The organism is Alloyangia pacifica (assembly GCF_900116195.1).
GTDB lineage: Bacteria > Pseudomonadota > Alphaproteobacteria > Rhodobacterales > Rhodobacteraceae > Salipiger > Salipiger pacificus.
Genome location: NZ_FOZW01000011.1, coordinates 36,266 through 56,532, shown reverse-complemented (window position 1 = coordinate 56,532; position 20,267 = coordinate 36,266). Strand labels below are relative to the sequence as shown.

The following is a 20,267-nucleotide window of genomic DNA, read 5'->3' as shown; positions in this document are numbered from 1 at the left end:
CAGATGGGCGAGGCGGTTCTGCCGGCGGTGGGAATCTCCTGCGCGGGGTGCCATGGCCACGACGGCGCGGGCGGGCGCGAGGCTGGATCGGGGCCCCCTTTGCTGGGACTGAGGGCTCAGGATATTCTGCGTGCCGTGCGCGACGGGATCGGAGAGGACGGTCGGACGCTGTCGCCCGCCATGCCTCGGTTCGTCTTCGACGCACCTGGCGACGCGGCAAATCTGGCGGGGTACATCGAGGAAATCGATGCGTTGCAGCGCAGCGGGTTCGGCACGCGCGAGATCGTGCTGGTATTCGGTCAGGGGGCTGCAGCAGAGCGCTTTGCAAAAGCCTTCTTCGGACGCGTCGCGCAAATCGCGCCGCGCGGCGTTTTCGGGCGCAGTCTCGTTCGGCAGGAGGCCGGGGGCGTCGTCATCTTGGCAGCGACCCGGCCCGAGGGTAGGGCAACGGCGCCGCATCTGTTTCCACTCTACATGCTGCGCGGAGATGAGGACGTGCGGCGGGTGCGCGGCGGGTTCGCAAGCCTGAACGATCAGATCGCCGCGCTCGCGCGCACCGCAGAGAGAGGGGTGATCCTCGATCCGGAGGGACGTGAGCCCGATGTGCCCGCCGGCTGGTCCGTCGTAGCCAGGCCTCCGGGCGACGTACCGGTGATCGCCCTTGGATCAGCCGCAGGGCAGGTCGATCCAGACGCGGGCCCGGTCTTGATAGTCGCGGATGATCTGCACCACCTTGGGCGCATTGCTGGCTGCTTCACCGTGGCAGACCCGCGCCCGGCACCGGATCGTTCTGGGGCGCCGCCGCTGGAACGCTACGGACGCGCTGCGGCCGAGGTGTTGGTCGAGGCGTTGGCGCGCTGTGAGCGGGAGTGCACACGGGCAAAGCTTTTCGAGAAGCTCGATGGTCTCTCCGTTCAATCGCCTGAATGGCCGCATCTCGACTATGCGGCATGGCCGCTGACGGGGACCGATCTTGTAGCGCTCCGCCGAGTTTGTCTGAGTGATGATCGCCAGGCACCATGAGCCAACTCGCGGACGAGAAACTCTTGATTTTCAAGAGTTCTCCATCAGACAGTCGCAAGCGGCGGTGGTGGCTCTCAAAAGCAGGCTTTGCCCGGCACGACGAGATGATGGCGCTCGCGTTGACGGCAGAGACCTAAATGGTTGCGGGCCTGACATCTGAGGAGCTCGAAATCAGCCTGCGTGCTATGCGCATCATGTTGGGAAACCTTGGCTAACCCTGCTCGGGCTCTCCATGGAACGACGGTCCCGAGCGGCCCTGCGCAAGGACGTTGCGGCGGAGATTACGCTGGTGCGGTCGTGAAGACTTCTCAGTAGAGGGTGACGTCCCGGGTTGTGGTGCGGCTGTCGGTGACCACCGCGCTCTTCAATCGGCGAACCCATAGCGGCCATTTCCTCGAAACCGGAAACGCCGGCTTCCGCTTCAAGGACGGCGCGACCGCAGCCTCCCGGAAAAGAGGGAGCTCAGCCATGTCTTGACCCAAACACGACCCGCTCAGCAAAGCCCAAGGTTGGTCAATTCTCGATGGAGCACCCCGGTCAGTTCTGAGTGGAAATCAACATTCCAAGGAACGGCTTACCGCCCGAGTCTGGCGGTAAAATATGAAAATCAGGCGGTTCCGCTGGCGTGAGCCAAGGGTCATTGCCGGGACAGAAGTTCGGCGAGGGCAGGGCAGATCTTCTCGCGCCAGATGCGGCCGTGGAAGAGACCGAAATGGCCGCAGCCGGGCAGGACCATCGCATGGTGATCGCTCTCGGCAAGGCCGCAACACAGCACATGGGCTGCGCTTGTCTGACCGGGCGCAGCGATCTCGTCCTCAGCGCCTTCGACCGTAATCAGCCGGGTCGGCCCAAGCGCAGCCGGGGTGACGCGTCTGCCGCGGAAGTCCAGCGTGCCGCTGGCGATGGCGCGTGACAGGAATACGCGGTCGATGTTCTCCGCGAAGAGCCGCGCGTCGAGGTCCATGACGGCGCTGTAGAGGATCGGGAAGGGGAAGCTTTCCGGGTCCGTGCCGTCGTCCTCCTGCATCTTGCGCGCCAGCTCGGTTTCGGCGGCGAGGGCCTTGTTGCGGTAACGTGTCAGCGCCGCGAGCTGCGTTTCGGCGGGGTAGACCCAGCGGCGGTGTCCCTCGTGCGCGGCCCCGACCCGCGCCAGCGGCACGGTGCGGTACCAAGATGGGGGATTGGCCCGCAGCAGGTGGACGAGCGGTGTCGGGCGGGCCATCGGATCGACCGGGGCGGCGAGCAGCACCAGCGCGGCAGGCTCGGATCCGGGGAGCTGTGCCGCGAGATCGGCGGTCGCCGCGAGCGCAGGGACCCCGCCCTGACACAGCGCCAGCACATGCGCCCCGGGGCCGATGTGCAGGATCGCCTCGACGATGGCGCCGATGTTGTCGTCGAAGCCGAAACTGCCGTGCTCGATCCCCACGTGACGCACGTTCGCCCAGTCGATCACCGTGACGTTCAGCCCGACGCCCAGAAGCCCGAGCACCGTGTCGCGCAGAAGTACCGGCAAGTGGCCGGACAGCGGCGGCACCAGCAGCGTGCGCGGCGCTGCAGGCTGTCCGACAAGATCGAATGCCCTGAGCGTATAGAAGGGCGTGGCGTGAAGGGTGCTCTCGGTGACCGGGGCCGGACCGGATGCCGCTGGGGCGGTACCGATCCCGAACGGCTGGTAGAGCGGCTGTTCCGCGCCTGGTCGCAGTGCGCTCGGGCGATGGTCAGCGCTGCAGGACATAGAGGCCCGGCGCCGGGCATAGCGGCGCGAACTCTGTGCCGGGCAGGCCTGTCCCGGGCGGCGGCACCTTCTCGTTCGAACTCTTCTGCCGCAGCCAGTCCACCCACTGCGGCCACCACGATCCCTGCTGCGGGACGTTCTGAGAATGCCAGTCGTCGGGCCCGACGTAGCGCGCGCCCGCGGGTCGGTGGCCGAGGCGGAAGCTGCGCCGGGGCTGCCCCGGAGGGCTCAGTATCCCGCCATTGTGGCCGCCGCTGACCAGCGCGAAGGTCAGGTCGTGGTCGGTGAAGAGCGCCGTCTTGTAGACCGAGCGCCAGGGCGCGATGTGGTCCTTCTCGGTGGCGAGGACGAAGAGCGGTGCCGAGATGTCCTTCAGCGCGATGACGCGGCCTTCGACGGCGAAACGCCCGGCGGTCAGGCGATTTTCCAGGAACAACCCGCGCAGGTACTCGGAATGCATGCGATAGGGCATCCGCGTGGTGTCCTTGCTCCAGGCGCCGATGTCGAACTCCTGCTCCTCCTCGCCCATGAGATAGCGTCGGACCAGCCGCGACCAGATGAGATCGCGGTCGCGCAGCACCCGGAAGGTGCCGGCCATCTGCCGCTGATCCAGATAGCCCTGCGCCCACATCAGGTCCTCAAGGTAGGCGATCTGCGTCTCGTCGACGAAGAGCATCAACTCGCCCGCCTCGGAAAAGTCGGTCTGTGCCGCAAGCAGGGTGATCGAGCCGAGCCGGTCGTCGCCCTCGCGCGCCATGGTCGCGGCGGCGATGGCGAGGATCGTGCCGCCGAGACAGTAACCGCAGGCATGCACCTTGCTGTCCGGGCAGATGCGGGTGATCGCGTCCAGCGCCGTCAGCACCCCGTCGCGCCGGTATTCGTCGAGCGACAGGTCGCGATCCTCGGCACGGGGGTTGAGCCAGGAGATGCAGAAGACGGTGAAGCCCTGCGCCACCAGGTAGCGGATCAGCGAGTTATGCTCGCTGAGGTCGAGGATGTAATATTTCATGATCCATGCAGGCACGATGAGGATCGGCTCGGCCTGGACTGTCCCGGTCGTCGGCGCGTATTGGATCAGCTCGAAGAGGTGATTGCGGTAGACCACGCTGCCGGGCGTGCAGGCGACATCCTGCCCGGGCACGAAGGTCTCGGGCGGCTCCGAATGCAGCACCCCGTCCCGCAGCCAGTCCTCGACCATGAGCGCCGCGCCGTCGAGCAGGCAGCGCCCGCCGCTGCGGGCCGTGGCGTTGAGCACCTCTGGATTGAACCACGGCACGTTCGAGGGCGACATCGCGTCAAGCGCCTGGCGGGCCATGAACGAAACCCGCGCGTTTTCGCGGGGGTTCATGCCGCGTTGCGGGCGCGTGGCGCTGTCCCACCAGTCCTCGGCGGCAAGGAAGCTCTGCATCCAGAACCGCGAGACCGGGTTGGCCCAGCCGTCGCCGTCGAAGCGATGATCATCCGGCGCGGGGGAGAAGCCGCGTGCGGTGTCCCATATGCCTGTGAACGCCTGCCACTGGTTGCGCCAGAAGCGTTCTGCGAGGTCGGTCTGGCGGCCGGGTGCCTTGAGCAGTGTCGTGGCCCAGGCCTGCCAGGCCGTGGCGGCGGCATAGGGCGAGACACCCATGGTCAGACGGGCCCGCGTCGAGGCAAGGGCCCTGTCGAGGCTCTCGTGGAACCCGTCGTGTACCCATGCGTCGGGCGGCGTGGCAGGGGTGCAGGCGGGCAGGGGTACGGGGAGCGTCGTCCCGGCGCTTTCCGATGCGAAAGGTGATGTGGTGAGTTCGGACATGTTCGGTGCTTTCACGCGTGCGGCGGCAGGAGCCGCCAGAACCGGTCGACAGGACGACGTTGGAGCAGTCCGTGCGGCAGGCCTGTCGCCCCGGCTCGCTGCAGCGTCGTGCCCTTGGGCGATGGCCGGCTCCGGGCGTCTGCCGCGGGAAAATTTTGCCGGAATCGCGCCGTTGCTGGGAGGAGAGATTGTGCAACCAGCCCGCGCCGATGCGGGGGTGCGGTGCCTGTACGAGGCCTCGCGGGGAAGCCGTGGGGTCCGCCCCTCGGTGTCTCGCGTGCTCGGTCCGACATGCGGCCTCTCGATCCTCTGAACGCTCCGTCCCGAAGCTGGCACGGCGCGCGGGACCTGTCGTTGTTCGAAATCAAATGCGCGGACGGGTTTGTGCAGATCGGCGCTTGGGCAACCGTGGGCCCCGCAGCCGGGAACGTCGGCACTCCTTTTCGGAAGACCCGGTGACCCGGTCACGATCTGGGCGGTCGCAGCGCATCCCCGGATCGGACGGCGGCGTCCTGCTGTGAGTGGCCGCGGCTCTCGCCGGGCGGCGCTGCGGTCTCGCTCCATGTGTGCCAGCCATTGCGACGCGGGGAAGGGAAGGGCCGGGCAAGCGCCTCGCCGAGACAATCCTCGTGGCAGCGGGCGATGAGCCGCAGTTTGGTCAAGTCGGTCACCTCGAGATGGTCAGGCGCGAGCAGCCTGATGGCCCGCTTGTCGTGCAGCTGCCGGAGGGAGCGGCAGAGCGTCTCGGCCGTCATGTCCAGAAGCGAGGCCAGATCGCGGCGGCTGAGGCAGATGTGCAGGCTGCCCGGGGCGCCGGTCTCGGAGTTGGCAAGCTCTTCCAGCAGCCAGAAGGACAGGCGCTGCAGCGTATTGCGTCCGCGCATGTTCATCGCCGCGCGCTGCATCTGTTCGAGCTGGTAGTGCATGGTCACCATGTAAGACAGGAAGTGTGAGGGCTGTTCTTCCAGGAAGCCGTCCCATGCTTTGCGGGGCATCCAGCAGACCTCTGCGTCGGTTGCCGTCTCCCAGGTGAAGAGGCTGCCCGTGTTTTCGGGGACGTGAATCAGCTGACCGCGCCGCATGATCTGAAGCAGGTGCTCGTCTCCGCCCTCGGTGACGGTGCCGACCTTGATCACGCCACCGGCGATGATCCCGATCTTCTCGAGTGGCTCGCCCTGCAACACGATTTCGGTGCCTCGGGGATAGAACGCGAGGCTGCTCCTGCTCGAGACTTCGCGGAGCGCATGGGCGTCGAGCGTGCCGCAGAATCCGAAATTCCTTGCGGCGCAATGGCGGCAGCGGCACGCCTCCGCCTGTCGTGATGTCAGGCCAGTCTGCATATCCTCCCCCACGCAAACTCCTTCGGGACTCATGATTTCAGAAACTGGAATATGAAATCATCAGGAGAATTGAGTAGAAATGTGCAGGACGCTGCGGGCCCTTGGCGCGGCCTGAGCGGAAGTCCCGGAGAGGCCCCGGAGAGTGCACAGTGGGGGCGTTGCCGCGGTCGAGCAGCAGTCAGACCGCGGGCTCTTCCGCCCGGTCCGCCGCGGGCTCCAGCGCATGGATCAGCACGTCGTCCACTGTCCTTAGCCAAACGAAGGTCACCCGGCGCCGCGCCGCCTCGGGAATGTCCTCGATGTCGGGACGATTGCGCTCGGGCAGCAGCACCTGCGTGATCCCGGCGGCGGCGGCCGCGACGACCTTCTCACGGATTCCGCCCACCGGCAGGACCAGTCCCCGCAACGAGATTTCCCCGGTCATCGCCGTATCGCTGCGCAGCTTGCGGTCGAGCAGCAGCGAGGCCAGGGCCGCGAAGATCGCGGTACCGGCGCTCGGCCCGTCCTTGGGGGTGGCGCCGGCGGGGACGTGGACGTGGATGTCCGAGGTCTCGAACAGCTGCGGGTCGATGCCGAGACCCGTGGCCCGCGCCTTGACGAGCGTCACCGCGGCCTGCGCGCTTTCACGCATCACCTCGCCGAGTTGCCCGGTGAGGGTCAGACGCCCCTTGCCCGGCACCCGGCTGGCCTCGATGAACAGGATGTCGCCGCCGACCGGCGTCCAGGCGAGCCCGGTGGCGACACCCGTGAGGCTGGTCCGCAGGGCGATCTCGTTCTCGAAGCGCGGCGGGCCGAGGACCCCCGCCAGATCGCTCTCGGAGATGGTCCGGGCCTCGGTCCGGCCCTCCGCGAAACTGACTGCGACGTGGCGCAGCAGCGCCCCGATTTTCTGTTCCAGGCCGCGCACCCCCGCCTCGCGGGTGTAACCACGGATGAGTGCATGAAGCGCGGCCTCGTCGATCCGTGCCTGCGCGGGCGTCAGCCCGGTCGCGGCAAGTTGCGCCGGCAGCAGGTACCGTCGCGCGATCTCCAGCTTCTCGTCCTCGAGATAGCCGGCAAGCGCGATGATCTCCATCCGGTCGCGCAGCGGCGCGGGGACGGTCTCGAGGGTGTTTGCGGTACACAGGAAGACCACGTGCGAGAGGTCGAAATCGGTGCCCAGATAGTTGTCGTGGAAACTGGCATTCTGCGTCGGGTCCAGCACTTCCAGTAGCGCCGCCGAGGGATCCCCGCCCAGCCCCTGACCGAGTTTGTCGATCTCGTCGAGCATCAGCACGCAGTTGCGCGCCCCGGCGCGGCGGATCTGCTGAATCACCATGCCGGGCATCGCGCCGACATAGGTGCGGCGATGGCCGCGAATTTCCGCCTCGTCGTGCACCCCGCCAAGGCTGAGCCGCGCGAAGGGCCGGTTCAGCGCCCGCGCGATGCTCTGGCCCAGCGAGGTCTTGCCCACGCCCGGCGGCCCCACGAAACACAGGATCGGCGCCTTACCCGCCGGCGCGAGGCGGCGCACCGCGAGATACTCGATGATGCGCGCCTTGATTTTCTCGAGCCCGTAGTGATCGGCATCCAGCGTCCGGCGCGCCGCGGCGAGGTCGGTCGTGGTCTCTTCGGGAAGCCGCCATGGCAGGTCGAGGATCGTATCGAGCCAGCTGCGCAGCATCGCCGCCTCGGCGCTTCCCGGTGCCATGCTCTCGTAGCGGCCAAGCTCGGCAAGCACGTGCCGCTCGGTTGCTTCCGGCATGCCTGCCGCCATGATGGCGCTCGAGAGGCCCGCCACCTCCTCTCCGCCACCCGTGTCGGCCTCTCCGAGTTCGCGGCGGATGGCGGCAAGCTGCTCGCGCAGGATCACCTCGCGGTGGCGGCCCTCGAGCTCCTCGCGGGCCTGTTCACTGATCTCGCGGGTGATGCGCAGCACTTCCACCCGGCGGCTCAGCTTCTGGGTCATCGCCTCGATGCGGGCGGAGATTTCCGGCGTTTCGAGCAGATCCTGGCGCTCCGCGGTGGACATGTCGGTGTAGTTCGCGGCGAGATCGGCGAGGTAGCCGGGGTCGTCAATCTGGGCCACCGACTCGGCAAGGCCCTCGGGCGCCTCGGGCAGCATGTGCAACAGCTGTACGGCCAGCTCGCGCAAATGGAGGAAGTGGGCCTCGGTCTCGGGACGAGGGTCTGGGACGTCTTCGACCCGCTCGATCCGTGCGACCGGGTAGGGCGTGTCCGGTAGCAGCTCCAGCAGGCGGAAGCGTGCGGTGCCACGGCAGATCAGGTGGCGGGCGTCGTCGGGGGTCGTCACGTAGCGCAGGATCTCGGCGACGCAGCCCATGGGGTGGAGTCCCGCGGCATCGGGTGCATCCTCTTCCGGCCCGCGCTGCAGGATTATACCGATCGGCAACTCGTCGCGGAGCGCCCGCTCGATGGCGACGACCGAGGACGGCTGGCCGATGGCGAGCGGGAAGACGGTCCCCGGGAAGCCAACGAAATCGCGCATGGGCAGTAGGATCAGCGCATCCTCGGGGACCGCGAAACCTGCCACTCCGGCCGTGGTGTCCACGGTCATGATACGTCCTCCGGCAACTTGGCGAGCCGGACAACGAGACAGCCCGGCGCCGTTTCGCGGGTCACCCGGTAGGGCACGTCTGGGATAGTGACCCGGCGCTCGAACCGGCCCCATGGCAGTTCCAGACGCAGGATCGAGGAGGATGTCAGCTCCGGAGGGCGCGTCCGGAGTCCGCGCAGGGTCAGGGCGCCACCGGCGACCTCGATCTCGACCGACGCGGGATCGACACCGGGCAGCACCACGTAGGCCACCAGTTCGGTCGCGGTCTCGATCAGATCCAGCGGCGGCTCCCAGGTCAGAGGCTGGCCGAGCCCGAAGGCCAGCTGCCGCAGCTCGTCGAGGCGCCCCAGCCGGTACAGGGCATCCGCGAGCATTCGGTTCTGTATCGATTTCGAGATCATGGGCGGGCCTCCGGCCAATGCACTCAGCCTGTCCTACCTCGGAGGGGAACGCATTGTCGTGGCGCAATTGATCGGGCCAGCGGCGCAGATCATTTGAACGGCGCTAGGATGGCGGCTGGTCCCAGGGGACGGAAGCGCGCGCCGCGCGCGGCTCCGTCAGTGCCGGTCACCCGTGCGCTTCTGGGCGTGCAGCGCGTGTTCACGTGCGATCCTGACCGGGCCTGCAAAGACATAGCCGACGCCGCGCACCGAGCGGATCAGCTTGTCCGTGCCGCTGGCCGTAGGTTCGATCTTGCGCCGGAGCCGAGCCACGTGCCCGTCGATCGTGCGGTCCTCGGGGGACCAGTTCCGCCCGTGCAGGGCCTGGCAGATTTCGTCCCGGGTCAGGATGCGGCCCGGATGCTGCACGAAAAGCGCGAGCAGCTTCTGCTCGAAGCCGGTCAGGTTCACCGGGGTTCCGTCGAGATGGGTCAGCACACCGCGCTTGGCCTCGTAGATGGCATGGTCGAACAGGATATTGACCTCGTCCGGGATCTCGCGCCGATAAAGTTCGAGTGTCTTGCGAACGCGCAGAACGACCTCGCGTATGTGGAACGGTTTGACGATATAGTCGTCCGCGCCGAATTCGAGCCCGCGGATGCGATCCTCGGGCGAGGACTTGCCGGAGATCATCAGGATCGGAATGTTCGATGTCTCGCGCAGGCTGTGCGCAATGGCGAGCCCATCCTCGCCGTCGAGGCTGAGGTCGAGGGTTACCAGATCGACCCGGTGGTCGTCGAGGGCGTCGAACACTGTGGCGCGATCACAGGCCTCGCGCACGTTCCAGTTCTCGGCCTCGAAGGCCGAGCGCAAAGTCTCGCGCACGCTCCGGTCATCGTCGACAACAAGGATCGTAACGGTTCCCATGCGCGCACCCCATGCTGAGGTAACAGGATACCAGAAACCCGGGGCCTGCTAAATGCCGTATGGGTAAGGGAAAACACTTCAACCAAGACGCGCAATAGTAATATATCGATCAGCTCCTAGATGTTTCCTCGGTCTCGCCGCCAGACAGCTGATCCCCGATGCCTCTGCGAAAGGCACATCTGCCGCGGTCTAGGGGTTGGGCGGAGCCGCCGCTGAGACAACCGCGTCAACCGGGGCCCCTCGGGGCACGATGCGCAGCGCGCGGAGCGCATTGAGGATCACTGCGACGTCGATCACCTCCTCCAGCAAGGCGCCCTCGACCGGCTTGAGGTATCCCAGCGCCGCGGCGTTCATGCCGATCACCGACGGGTCGATGCCCGCCGCGCCGCTCTGCAGAGCGATGCTTCGCGCGTCGCGGGCGATCGCGATGCCGGCCACCAGCGGGTCGGTCCTACCCACCAAGTGGACCCCATCTGCCGCCTCGGCCGAGGCAGCGGCCCCGGGCACCCATGGCGATGCCGATAGCCGCGGCGGCGAGGGCAGGGGCGTCGGTAACGCCCTCGCCGACCATCATGGTGGGCCCGCCCTCGCGTTCGGCCAGAACCAGCGCGACCTTTTCGTCGGGATAAGCTCCGCCCAAACCGCGTCGATCCCTAGCCCCGCGGTCACTTCCGGGCGGGTGCCGAGCGCCGCCATCGCCGCATGGACGCACTTGAAGCCCCGACCCGAACGCGGCGGTCCTCGGCGGTGCCGGTGGCGCCTTCGCCTGGCGACTTGTGCACCTCCGCCGGAGCCGCGCATGCCCGACCGAAGCCGCGCGCATTGATGCACGTCAACCGGCGCTCCGGCAAAAGCGGGTAGAGCTAGGGTGTCGAGGAGAAGACGGCTTCGGGAGGAGGCCATGTCTCAGCGCGAAAAACTCGAAGCCCGGTCGGGTCCCGCACAGGACGCAAATGCGCCCTGGTCCGAGGTGCCCGGGCTGATCGATGCCCCGGGTGGCAGCGTGAACATCGCCTACGAGGCGGTGGATCGCCACGTCCGGCATGGGCACGGCGCGGACACCGCCCTGCTCTGGTTCGGAGCTGAGGGCGCTCGGCGCGCACTGTCCTTTGCCGAGCTTGCGGAGCAGACGGCGCGTTTCGCGAACGTCCTCCGCGCGCATGGGCTGGACCGCGGCGACAGCGTCTACGCCTTGATGGGCCGGGTGCCGGAGCTCTACGTCACCGCGCTCGGCACGCTGAAGGCGGGGCTGGTGTTCACGCCGCTGTTTTCCGCCTTCGGCCCCGAGCCGATCCGCACGCGCATGGAAATCGGCGGCGCAACGGTGCTGGTGACGACCGAGGCGCTTTACCGGCGCAAGATTGCGCCCTGGCGGGACCAGGTGGCCTCGTTGCGGCTGGTGTTGATCCTCGGCGACGATGCGCCCGAAGGCTGTGTTGCGCTCGGTCCCGGACTGGCTGCGGCGGTGTCCACGTTCGAGCCGGTTCCGACGAGGCCCGAAGACCCGGCGCTGATCCACTTCACCTCGGGCACCACGGGCCGCCCCAAGGGCGCGGTCCACGTGCACGGCGCGGTGCTCTACCACGCCTTCTCTGGGCGCGTTGCGCTCGATCTGAAGCCAGGCACGATCTATTGGTGCACGGCGGATCCCGGCTGGGTCACCGGCACCTCCTACGGCATCATCGCCCCCTTGGTGAACCGGGCGATGATGATCGTCGACGAGGCGGAGTTCGACCTGCAGCGCTGGTATGAAACCGTCCAGCGCGAGAGGGTCGAGGTCTGGTATACTGCCCCCACCGCGATCCGCATGATGATGCGCTCCGGCCAGAAGGCGGCGGCACCCTACGACTTTTCTTCGCTGCGCTTTCTGGCCAGCGTCGGTGAGCCGCTGAACCCCGAGGCGGTGATCTGGTCCGAGGCTGTCTTCGGTCAGCCGTTCCACGACAATTGGTGGCAGACCGAGACCGGCGGCATCATGATCGCCAACCGGCCGGGGATGAGGGTGCGGCCCGGCTCCATGGGCACGCCGCTGCCGGGCATCGCGGCGGGCATCGTAGAGCGCGACGGTGATGGGCTGCACGAGCTCGGCGACGGCGAGGTCGGCGAGCTCGCCCTGCGCCCCGGTTGGCCGTCGATGATGCGCACCTACCTCGGCGAGCAGACGCGCTACGACAAGTGCTTCGCGGATGGCTGGTATCTCAGCGGCGATCTCGCGATGCGCGATGCAGACGGGTATTTCTGGTTCGTCGGCCGCGCCGACGACCTGATCAAGAGCTCCGGTCATCTGATCGGGCCCTTCGAGGTGGAAAGCGCGCTGATCGAACACCCCGCCGTCGCCGAGGCTGGCGTTATTGGCATTCCCGACGAGACGGCGGGCGAGGTGGTGAAGGCCTATGTGACGCTCAACCCCGGCTACTCGGCCTCGGAGGACCTGGAGCGCGCGCTGCGCGGCCACGCCCGGTCGCGGCTCGGGCCGGCGGTGGCCCCGCGCGAGGTGATCTTCCGTACGACCCTGCCCAAGACCCGCTCGGGGAAGATCATGCGCCGCCTCCTGAAGGCGCGCGAGCTGGGCCTGCCCGAGGGCGATATTTCCACGCTGGAGACGGACGAGTCATGAGCCCCTCGGACACCAGCGCGACGAAACCAAGGCTCGACCGGGCGCATGTGCTTGCGCTGCTTCGGCAGATGATCCGGATCCGCAGGTTCGAGGACACCTGCGCCGAGCTCTACACGCAGGAAAAGATACGCGGGTTCCTGCATCTCTATGATGGCGAGGAGGCCGTTGCCGCCGGTGTCATCCCGGCGCTGGAGCCGCGCGACCGGATCGTGGCGACCTACCGCGAGCATGGCCACGCGCTGGTGCGCGGCGTGCCTATGACCGCTGTCATGGCCGAGATGTACGGCAAGGCCGAGGGCTGCTCGGGCGGGCGGGGTGGCTCGATGCACCTCTTCGACGCTGCGCGGAAGTTCTACGGCGGCAATGCCATCGTCGGTGGCGGGCTGCCGCTCGCCACCGGGCTGGCGCTGGCCGACCGGATGCCGGACAGCGGTTGCGTCACCGCCTGCTTCTTCGGCGAAGGCGCGGTGGCCGAGGGCGAGTTCCACGAGGCGATGAACCTCGCGGCGCTCTGGCAGCTGCCGGTGCTCTTTGTCTGCGAGAACAACGGCTACGCCATGGGTTCTGCGCTGGCCCGGACCGAGGCGCTGACCGACATCTCGCGCAAGCCGGCGTGTTACGGAATCGAGGCGCGGCAGGCCGACGGCATGGATGTGGTCGCGGTCGAGGTCGCGGCACGCAGCGCCATTGCGAAGGTCCGCGAAACCGGCGCCCCGCAGTTCCTCGAATGCCTGACATACCGCTTCCGGGCGCATTCCATGTTCGACCCCCAGCTTTACCGTGACAAGGCGGAGGTGGAGCGCTGGCGCCAGCAGGGCCCGATCGTGAAGTTCCGCGGCTGGCTGCTGGAGAACGGGCTGATCCACGAGGCGGAGGTGGCCGAGATCGAGCAGCAGGTCGATGCCGAGATCGCCGATGCCGTGGCCTATGCCGAGGCGGGAGGCTGGGTGCCGCTCGAGAGTCTGACCGCCCATGTGCTGGGTCCGCCCGCCGCGCCGCCGCCCGCTCCAGCGCCATCCGGAGAACTGGTCGAGATGACCTACCGCGAGGCGCTCCGGCTCGGTCTGCGCGACGCTCTTGAGCGCGACGAACGGGTCTTTCTGATGGGCGAAGATGTGGGGGCCTACGGCGGTTGCTATGCCGTTTCCAAGGGGCTGCTGGACGAATTCGGCGAGGCCCGCATCCGCGATACCCCTTTGAGCGAGAGCGGATTTACCGGCGCGGGGATCGGGGCCGCTGCCGCCGGGATGCGGCCCATCGTCGAGCTGATGACGGTGAACTTCTCGCTGCTGGCGCTCGACCAGATCCTCAACTCGGCCGCCACGCTGCGCCACATGTCGGGCGGCCAGTTCGGCGTGCCGCTGGTGATCCGCATGGCCACCGGCGCGGGCAAGCAGCTTGCCGCGCAGCATTCGCACAGCCTCGAGGGCTGGTACGCGCATATCCCGGGGCTGAAGGTGCTCGCACCGGCAACGCTGGAGGACGCGCGCGGGATGCTCTGGAGCGCTTTGCAGGACCCGGACCCGGTGCTGATCTTCGAGAACGTCATGCTCTACAACCGCAGCGGCAAGATCGACAGCGCCGCCGGCGCGGTGGAGATCGCCTCGGCCGCCATCCGCCGCGCCGGGACGGATCTCAGCCTGATCACCTACGGCGGCTCGCTGTTCAAGGTGCTGGAGGCCGCCGAGGTGCTGGCGGCGGAGGGCATCTCGGCCGAGGTCATCGACCTGCGCAGCCTGCGGCCGCTCGATGAGGCGACGATCATCGCCTCGGTTGCCAGGACCCGCCGGGCGCTGGTGATCGACGAGGGCTGGCGCAGCGGCGGGCTGGCGGCGGAGGTCTCTGCGCGGATCATGGAGCAGGCGTTCTGGTCGCTCGACGCGCCGGTCGGGCGGGTCTGCTCGGCAGAGGTGCCGATCCCCTATGCCCGGCATCTCGAGCAGGCGGCGATCCCGCAGGTGCCCGCGATTGTCGCGGCGGCCCGTGCGCTGCTGGGGGGCGGCTGATGGTGGGGGGTGGCTGATGGGGCTCTTCACCATGCCGTCGCTCGGCTCCGACATGGAGGCCGGCACGTTGGCCGAATGGCTGGTTAAGCCGGGCGACCACGTGTCCCGCGGCGACGTCGTGGCGGTGGTCGAAACCCAGAAGGGCGCGATCGAAATCGAGTGCTTCGAGGCGGGAATCGTCGACGAGCTGCGCGCCGAGGTCGGAGCAGAGGTGCCGGTCGGAGCGCCGCTCGCGCTGATACTTGCCCCGGGCGAAGAGCGCCCCGTCGAAAGCGCCCCCGAGTTGCCGACGCCACATCGCCTGGCCTCGCGGCCCGTGTCCCCCCCGCCGCCGCAGGGATCGGGCAGCATTGCCGCCTCGCCGGCGGCGCGGGTGCGGGCCCGCGAGCTTGGCATCGAGCTTGCGGGGCTGTCGGGCAGCGGACCGGGCGGCGCGATCCTTCTCGCGGATGTCGCCCCGCCCGCTCCGATCGTCCCGCCCGGCCCTGTCGCGGCGACACCGGGACCGCGGGCCACCGCCCAGACCGAGATGCGCCGGGCAATCGCCGCGGCGATGACTCGGGCCAAGCGCGAGATTCCGCATTTCTATCTCTCCGCCACCATGGACGTGCAGCCTGCGCGGGACTGGCTGGATGCCCGCAACGCGGGGCGGCCACCGGACGGGCGGCTTCTGCTCGGTGCGCTCTTTGTCCGCGCGGTGGTGCTTGCGGCGCAGAAGGTTCCGGTGATGAACGGGCACTATCGCGACGATGCCTTTCACCCGGCCTCCGGTGTGAACGTCGGCGTGGCGGTCGCGCTGCGCGGTGGCGGTCTGGTTGCCCCGGCGCTGATCGCTGCGGACAGGCTGGATCTTGCCGGCACGATGGCCGGGATGCGGGACCTCGTGATGCGCGCCCGCGCCGGACGACTGCGGGGCTCGGAAATGAGCGAGGGCACGATGACCGTCTCGAGCCTCGGCGAGACCGGGGCAGAGGCGATGGCCGGGGTCATCTTTCCGCCGCAGGTGGCGTTGGTCGGCATCGGTGCGCCGCAGCTCCGGCCCTGGGTGGTAGCCGGAGAGATCGTTCCGCGCCAGGTCGTGACGGTAACCGTCTCGGCCGATCACCGGGTCAGCGACGGCCGGCAGGCGGCGCGCTTTCTCGCGACCTTCGAACAGCAGATCGCAACGCCGGAGGGCCTATGACAGAGACAGACATGCGCCGCGCCTTCATCGACGCGCTGGTCGGCGTGGCGCCCGACATCGACCCGGGAAGCCTCGGCGAGGACGAACACATCCAGCGCGATCTCGGGCTCGACTCGATGGACGTGCTGAACCTGGTGGCGTCGCTGCACGACCGGCTCGGGATCGACATCCCCGAGGCCGACTACCCGCAGATCGCCACGCTGGCCCTGGCGGTTCCCTACCTGCAGGCGGCAGGAGCCTCGGGGCAAGGATGATCGCAGCGTCGGGAGAGCGCGGGAGGCATGGGCGGATGATCGCGGTTCGGGTGAACGGACGGCACGTCACGGTCGAGGAGGGCGCGACCCTGCTCGACGCGGCGCGGGCGGCGGGAGTGCACATCCCGACGCTGTGTCATCACCCCGGCCTTCCGGCCCATGCCGCCTGCCGCATGTGCCTTGTCGAGGTCTCGGGCGAGCACGACCCGCAGCCGGCCTGCCGCACCCAAGCCAGGGACGGCGCCCGGGTCGAAACCGACACCGACGCCCTGCAGGCCTTCCGGCGGGCGGACGCGCAATGGCTGCTCGCGCGCCATCCGAACGATTGCATGCGCTGCGAAATCGATGGGGCCTGCCAGCTCCAGACCCTCGTGCGGGAAAACCAGTGGGAGGATCTCTGGCCCAAGATTCCCGCCGGTACGGTGGACGCGGAGGATGTGCTCTCGAAGGATCATACGTCGCCGAGCATCTGGAGAGACCTGTCGAAATGCATCGAATGCGGGCTCTGTGCGGATGTCTGCGGCGAGTCCGTGCAGGAGCAGTTCGTCATCGGTTTTGCCGGGCGAGGATTTGATCGCCGACCCGTCACCGTCTTCGACGCGCCTCTCAGGGAGACGAGCTGTATTTCCTGTGGCCAGTGTACGCTTGTCTGCCCGGTCGGTGCCCTGATCGAAGCCCCGCACTGGCACGAGGTGCTGCAGACGCTCGGTGCGCACCGCCGCGTCTCCGTGGTGCAGGTCGCCCCGGCGACGCGGGTCGCAATCAGCGAGGAGTTCGGTCTGACGCCGGGCACCGTGAGCACCCGCCGCCTGATCAACGCGCTGCGGCAGCTCGGGTTCGACTACGTTTTCGACACGAATTTCGCCGCCGACCTGACGATCATGGAGGAAGGCTCCGAGCTTCTGGCGCGGCTCGAGGCCGGGACGGGGCTGCCGCTGTTCACCTCCTGCTGTCCCGGCTGGGTCAATTGGGTTGAGCTCAACCGCCCCGATCTTCTGCCGCATCTGAGCACGACCAAGTCGCCGCAGCAGATGCATGGGGCGATTGCCAAGCGCAGCGGCTTCGTGCGCTCCCTCGGCGCGGATTTCGCCGAGGGCCGGGCGGAACCCTATGTCGTCAGCGTGATGCCCTGCACCGCCAAAAAGGACGAGGCCCGCCGTCCCGGCCAGTCCGGCGACGTGGACCATGTGCTCACGACACGGGAGCTGGCCCGGATGATCCGCTCGCGGGGCATTCCCTTTGCGGCGCTTTCCGACGACGGGCAGTTCGACAGCCCGCTGGGGGAGAGCACGGGCGCGGCGCAGATATTCGGCGCCTCGGGCGGGGTCATGGAAGCCATGGTGCGCACCGCTGCGCATCTCAAAGGCGCGGACCATGACCTTCCCTTGGAGTGGGAGGCGTTGCGCGGAGTCGGGCAGGGCATCAAGACCGCGACCATTCCGGGTGTCGGTACGGTCGCGGTGTGCAACGGCATCGCCTCCGCGCAACACATGCTCGAGGGAGAGGGCTGGCGGAGCGCATACGTGGCCGTCGAGGTCATGGCCTGCGTCGGGGGCTGTCTCGGCGGCGGCGGTGAGCCGAAGTCGATGGACCCGCATATCCTGCGCAAACGCGCTGCGGCCATCTATGCCGTCGATGCGGACGCACCGCGCCGCAGGTCCTACGAGAACGGCGACGTGCAGGCGCTCTATGCCTCGGAGCTCCAGTCCCCGAATTCCCCGGCGGCGCACCGCTTGCTGCACACCTGCTACGCGCCGCGGCATTCCCGGCGCTTGCTGCTGATGCGGTTTCTCGACTGCGTGGACCGGCGTGACGGGGCGGCGGCCGCGCAGCTGTTCCACCCGGAGGGCGTCTGGTCGACTGCCTCGGCCTTCGGCGAGATCGAAGGTGCGGACCAGATCGAAGCGTTCATCAGCGGCACGCTGCCGCCAAGAGGATATGGCGCGGAGTTTGCTCGGCATCGGATGGAAGCCGCCGCTGATGTCGACGATCTCACGGTTCTCGCCCCGGACGGCGGCCGCAGCAGGTTCCAAGTGGATCTTTGCACCCTCGGCAATGAAACGTCCCCCAGGACGGTGATCAGGCGCCTCACACGCAGCATCCTCTAGGCCCGAAAACCGGCGCGGCACGCGAGGTCGCCACAGAACCGAGGCGCTGCGCCCGGCGCGGCCGGATCGTCCGGAAACGATGCCCGCCACCCGCGCGAGCTGACGTCGCAATGGCATGCGCCTGCCATTTCCGCACGGGTCAAGGGCGCTATTCCAAGCGATCGTTGATCGGCGTCAAGGCGTCAAATTCCAGAAATGATATGTTTGTAGGTGTTAAACTTTCGTCTCCAAGGAGGATAGGGCCATGGCAAGAGGTGGAAACGGAAACGGCAGTGGGAACGGCGCTGGCGTCGGAGGCGGCAACGGCGGCGGACAACCAACCGGCTCCGGCATCAAGAAGGGGGAACTCTTCGGGGACATGTATGTCCTGCTGAGGGATCTCGACCCCACAGACGGCGACGGCGGGAACGGTGAGCCGGTCCTCGACGCGAATGGAAACCCGATCCTGGTGGGCTCGGACGGCGACCCGATCTTCTACGTTGCCGATCCCTTGTCGGAAGACCCCGACAACCCCGACTGGATCCTCGACCCGGACAGGGAGAGCTTCGTCCAGGAGGTCGAGCTGGAGCGCGCCAACGTCGCGCGCGCGCCGGACAAGGTCATGGAGAAGGCGCTCGACGCCGCGCTGCTGAAGATCGAGACGGCCGACAGCGTCGGGACCGACGCTGCGGGGCGCATCACCTACACGGTCAACGGCATCGAGTCGACGATCGACTCCCCGGTCGAGAACCTGGCGCTCTACAAGTACCTGATGACCCGCGACGCGGAGGGCACCGATGCCGGTGGCTGGTCCGACGACCTGATCGACAGCTGGCCCCAGGCGCTGCAGGACCTCGTGGTGGGCGACGATCCGGACAACCCCGGGACCACCGAGTCCCCGGCCTGGGATCCCGCCAGCCTGCTCGGCGCGGCCTTCGCCAAGGAAGGCGAAGTCACGCTCGACGGCATGCTCTACGAGAACAGCGTGCTCGGGGTGAACGCGGTGTCGCAAACCGGCTCGGGCGTGGAAATCGACTACTTCGAGTTCAACAACGGGACGTCGGAATCCTACGATTATGTCCGAAGCGACCGCTACGAAGGCGTGATGGTCGAATACTACATGAACATGGATGACGATCCCGACCTGGAATACGGAACGGGAGATATCTACGATCTTGTCTTCAACAAGCAGGACTGGAGCGACAACTACATCGTCCTGCAGGCGGACGGGGAGACTCTCGAAGAAGAAGATGCAACCGGCTCCGGTGCGAACGATTTTGCCCAGGCTGCGGACGACGCGCGGGCGGTCATCTTCTTCATGCATGAATACGACGCGACCCTGATCTAGGCCATGCGGGCCCGGGTCCGCGGCGGTGCCGGATGTCGGCGCCGCCGCTTGGCCTGCGGCCTCCGAGAGGGAGGGAACATCTATGAAATTCCGACAGGACATTCTGCCGTTCGCGCATGAGGATGGCGACGACCACGAACCCGTCCGCGTGTTCGGGTCTAACCGCCCCGACGAGATCGTCACCGGTGGCGGGCCTCAGCACATCCTTGCCGGCAACGGCGATGACAGCATCCGGACGGGTGGCGGGCCTGACCTCGTCGAGGCAGGAAATGGCGACGACGCGGTCTTTGCGGAAGGCGGGCCGGATTCCGTATGGGGCGGGAATGGCGACGACCTCATCGACGGCGGCGGCGGGCCGGATGCGCTCGACGGCGGTCGCGGAGACGACACGATCATCGGCGGGGCCGCAGCGGATACGCTGACCGGGGGCGCAGGGCGCGATGCCTTCGTCTACCGCTCCGCCAGCGAGGCTCCAGCCCACGGTAGCGACGAAGACGAAGATCACGAGGGGAAGGATGCCGGAGACGATCATGCTGGCGGTGGTCTGGAAACGATCACCGACTTCAAGCCCGGTACCGATCTTGTGGATTTCAGCGGGATCGGCAGCGTTGTCGCTTTCGCGGCAGGGCCGGCCACCTACAGCGTTTGGGCCGAACAGCAGGGCGCAGACACGCTGCTCTATGTCGACACCGACGGTGCCCTTGCCGGAGACCACCCCGCCGAGATGAGCATCCTGCTGCTGAACGTTGATGTCATCGCGCTTTCGGAGGGTGATTTCCTCTTTTGAGCAATCCTTTGTCGGATGCCTTGATGCGAGGTCAGGACGCAAGTTCGTAAATCCTGGCGAAATGGGCAAATCGGTGGGCGAAAGGGTCGCAAGCTCGGCGGCAAGGCGATCACGTACGCCGGGCTCGCAGCCGTCGGCGGGCTGGCGCATAGGGCCTGTGCAGACTGGCAGGCGCAGAAGACCTCGGGCACCGAGCCCGAACCCCTCGGGCCTCCAAAATCGGCGCGCGAG

14 protein-coding genes and 2 pseudogenes are annotated in these 20,267 nt (G+C 67.7%); 9 read left to right on the top strand and 7 right to left on the bottom strand.

Annotated features, from left to right (window positions below):
* The first annotated feature begins 135 nt into the window (after window positions 1-135).
* The gene (locus tag BM397_RS20850; RefSeq protein ID WP_177239598.1) at window positions 136-1,023 is read left to right on the top strand and encodes a hypothetical protein; all 888 of its coding nucleotides are present in this window, start codon (window positions 136-138) and stop codon (window positions 1,021-1,023) included.
* A gap of 637 nt (window positions 1,024-1,660) precedes the next feature.
* Here the strand turns inward: BM397_RS20850 and BM397_RS20845 are convergent.
* The 7 genes and pseudogenes from BM397_RS20845 to BM397_RS30090 all read right to left on the bottom strand — a co-directional run.
* On the bottom strand, window positions 1,661-2,758 hold the full coding sequence (locus tag BM397_RS20845) for an alpha/beta hydrolase family protein (RefSeq protein ID WP_092428105.1): 1,098 nt from the start codon (window positions 2,756-2,758) through the stop codon (window positions 1,661-1,663).
* The gene (locus BM397_RS20840) at window positions 2,742-4,550 is read right to left on the bottom strand and encodes a PHA/PHB synthase family protein (protein ID WP_092428103.1); all 1,809 of its coding nucleotides are present in this window, start codon (window positions 4,548-4,550) and stop codon (window positions 2,742-2,744) included. The genes BM397_RS20845 and BM397_RS20840 overlap by 17 nt, the downstream gene beginning before the upstream one ends.
* A 464-nt stretch (window positions 4,551-5,014) precedes the next feature.
* A complete protein-coding gene (locus BM397_RS20835) occupies window positions 5,015-5,890 on the bottom strand; it encodes a Crp/Fnr family transcriptional regulator (protein WP_342707627.1) in 876 nt (291 codons plus the stop codon).
* A gap of 178 nt (window positions 5,891-6,068) precedes the next feature.
* The gene (gene lon, locus BM397_RS20830) at window positions 6,069-8,447 is read right to left on the bottom strand and encodes an endopeptidase La (protein ID WP_092428099.1); all 2,379 of its coding nucleotides are present in this window, start codon (window positions 8,445-8,447) and stop codon (window positions 6,069-6,071) included.
* Window positions 8,444-8,848 carry an Hsp20/alpha crystallin family protein gene (locus tag BM397_RS20825; RefSeq protein ID WP_218124903.1) on the bottom strand — a complete coding sequence of 135 codons (405 nt, stop codon included), beginning with the start codon at window positions 8,846-8,848 and terminating at the stop codon, window positions 8,444-8,446. Before BM397_RS20825 ends, lon begins: the two co-directional genes overlap by 4 nt.
* Before the next feature lie 156 nt (window positions 8,849-9,004).
* On the bottom strand, window positions 9,005-9,754 hold the full coding sequence (locus BM397_RS20820) for a response regulator transcription factor (protein WP_092428097.1): 750 nt from the start codon (window positions 9,752-9,754) through the stop codon (window positions 9,005-9,007).
* A gap of 189 nt (window positions 9,755-9,943) precedes the next feature.
* Window positions 9,944-10,423: pseudogene (locus BM397_RS30090) on the bottom strand (heavy metal translocating P-type ATPase); the annotation flags it as partial.
* A 232-nt stretch (window positions 10,424-10,655) separates the two neighbouring features.
* Here BM397_RS30090 and acsA point away from each other — a divergent pair.
* The 8 genes and pseudogenes from acsA to BM397_RS29995 form a co-directional block, all read left to right on the top strand.
* Entirely contained in the window at window positions 10,656-12,371 is a 1,716-nt protein-coding gene (acsA, locus tag BM397_RS20810; protein ID WP_092428095.1) for an acetate--CoA ligase, read from the top strand.
* Window positions 12,368-14,377, top strand: coding sequence for a pyruvate dehydrogenase (acetyl-transferring) E1 component subunit alpha (gene pdhA / locus BM397_RS20805; protein ID WP_092428093.1), 2,010 nt, complete (start codon window positions 12,368-12,370; stop codon window positions 14,375-14,377). The genes acsA and pdhA overlap by 4 nt, the downstream gene beginning before the upstream one ends.
* Before the next feature lie 16 nt (window positions 14,378-14,393).
* Window positions 14,394-15,560, top strand: a complete 1,167-nt coding sequence (locus BM397_RS20800) for a dihydrolipoamide acetyltransferase family protein (protein WP_092428379.1) — start codon at window positions 14,394-14,396, stop codon at window positions 15,558-15,560.
* A complete protein-coding gene (locus BM397_RS20795; RefSeq protein WP_092428091.1) occupies window positions 15,557-15,814 on the top strand; it encodes an acyl carrier protein in 258 nt (85 codons plus the stop codon). The genes BM397_RS20800 and BM397_RS20795 overlap by 4 nt, the downstream gene beginning before the upstream one ends.
* Window positions 15,815-15,849: 35 nt before the next feature.
* Window positions 15,850-17,922, top strand: coding sequence for a [FeFe] hydrogenase, group A (locus BM397_RS20790; RefSeq protein WP_092428089.1), 2,073 nt, complete (start codon window positions 15,850-15,852; stop codon window positions 17,920-17,922).
* 244 nt (window positions 17,923-18,166) lie between these two features.
* Window positions 18,167-19,249 carry a hypothetical protein gene (locus BM397_RS20785; protein WP_092428087.1) on the top strand — a complete coding sequence of 361 codons (1,083 nt, stop codon included), beginning with the start codon at window positions 18,167-18,169 and terminating at the stop codon, window positions 19,247-19,249.
* An 82-nt stretch (window positions 19,250-19,331) separates the two neighbouring features.
* Window positions 19,332-20,036 (top strand): calcium-binding protein, encoded by a 705-nt coding sequence (locus tag BM397_RS20780; protein ID WP_092428085.1) that lies wholly within the window; start codon window positions 19,332-19,334, stop codon window positions 20,034-20,036.
* Between the two features lie 69 nt (window positions 20,037-20,105).
* A pseudogene (locus tag BM397_RS29995) lies at window positions 20,106-20,243 on the top strand (DUF533 domain-containing protein); the annotation flags it as partial.
* Window positions 20,244-20,267: the final 24 nt, after the last annotated feature.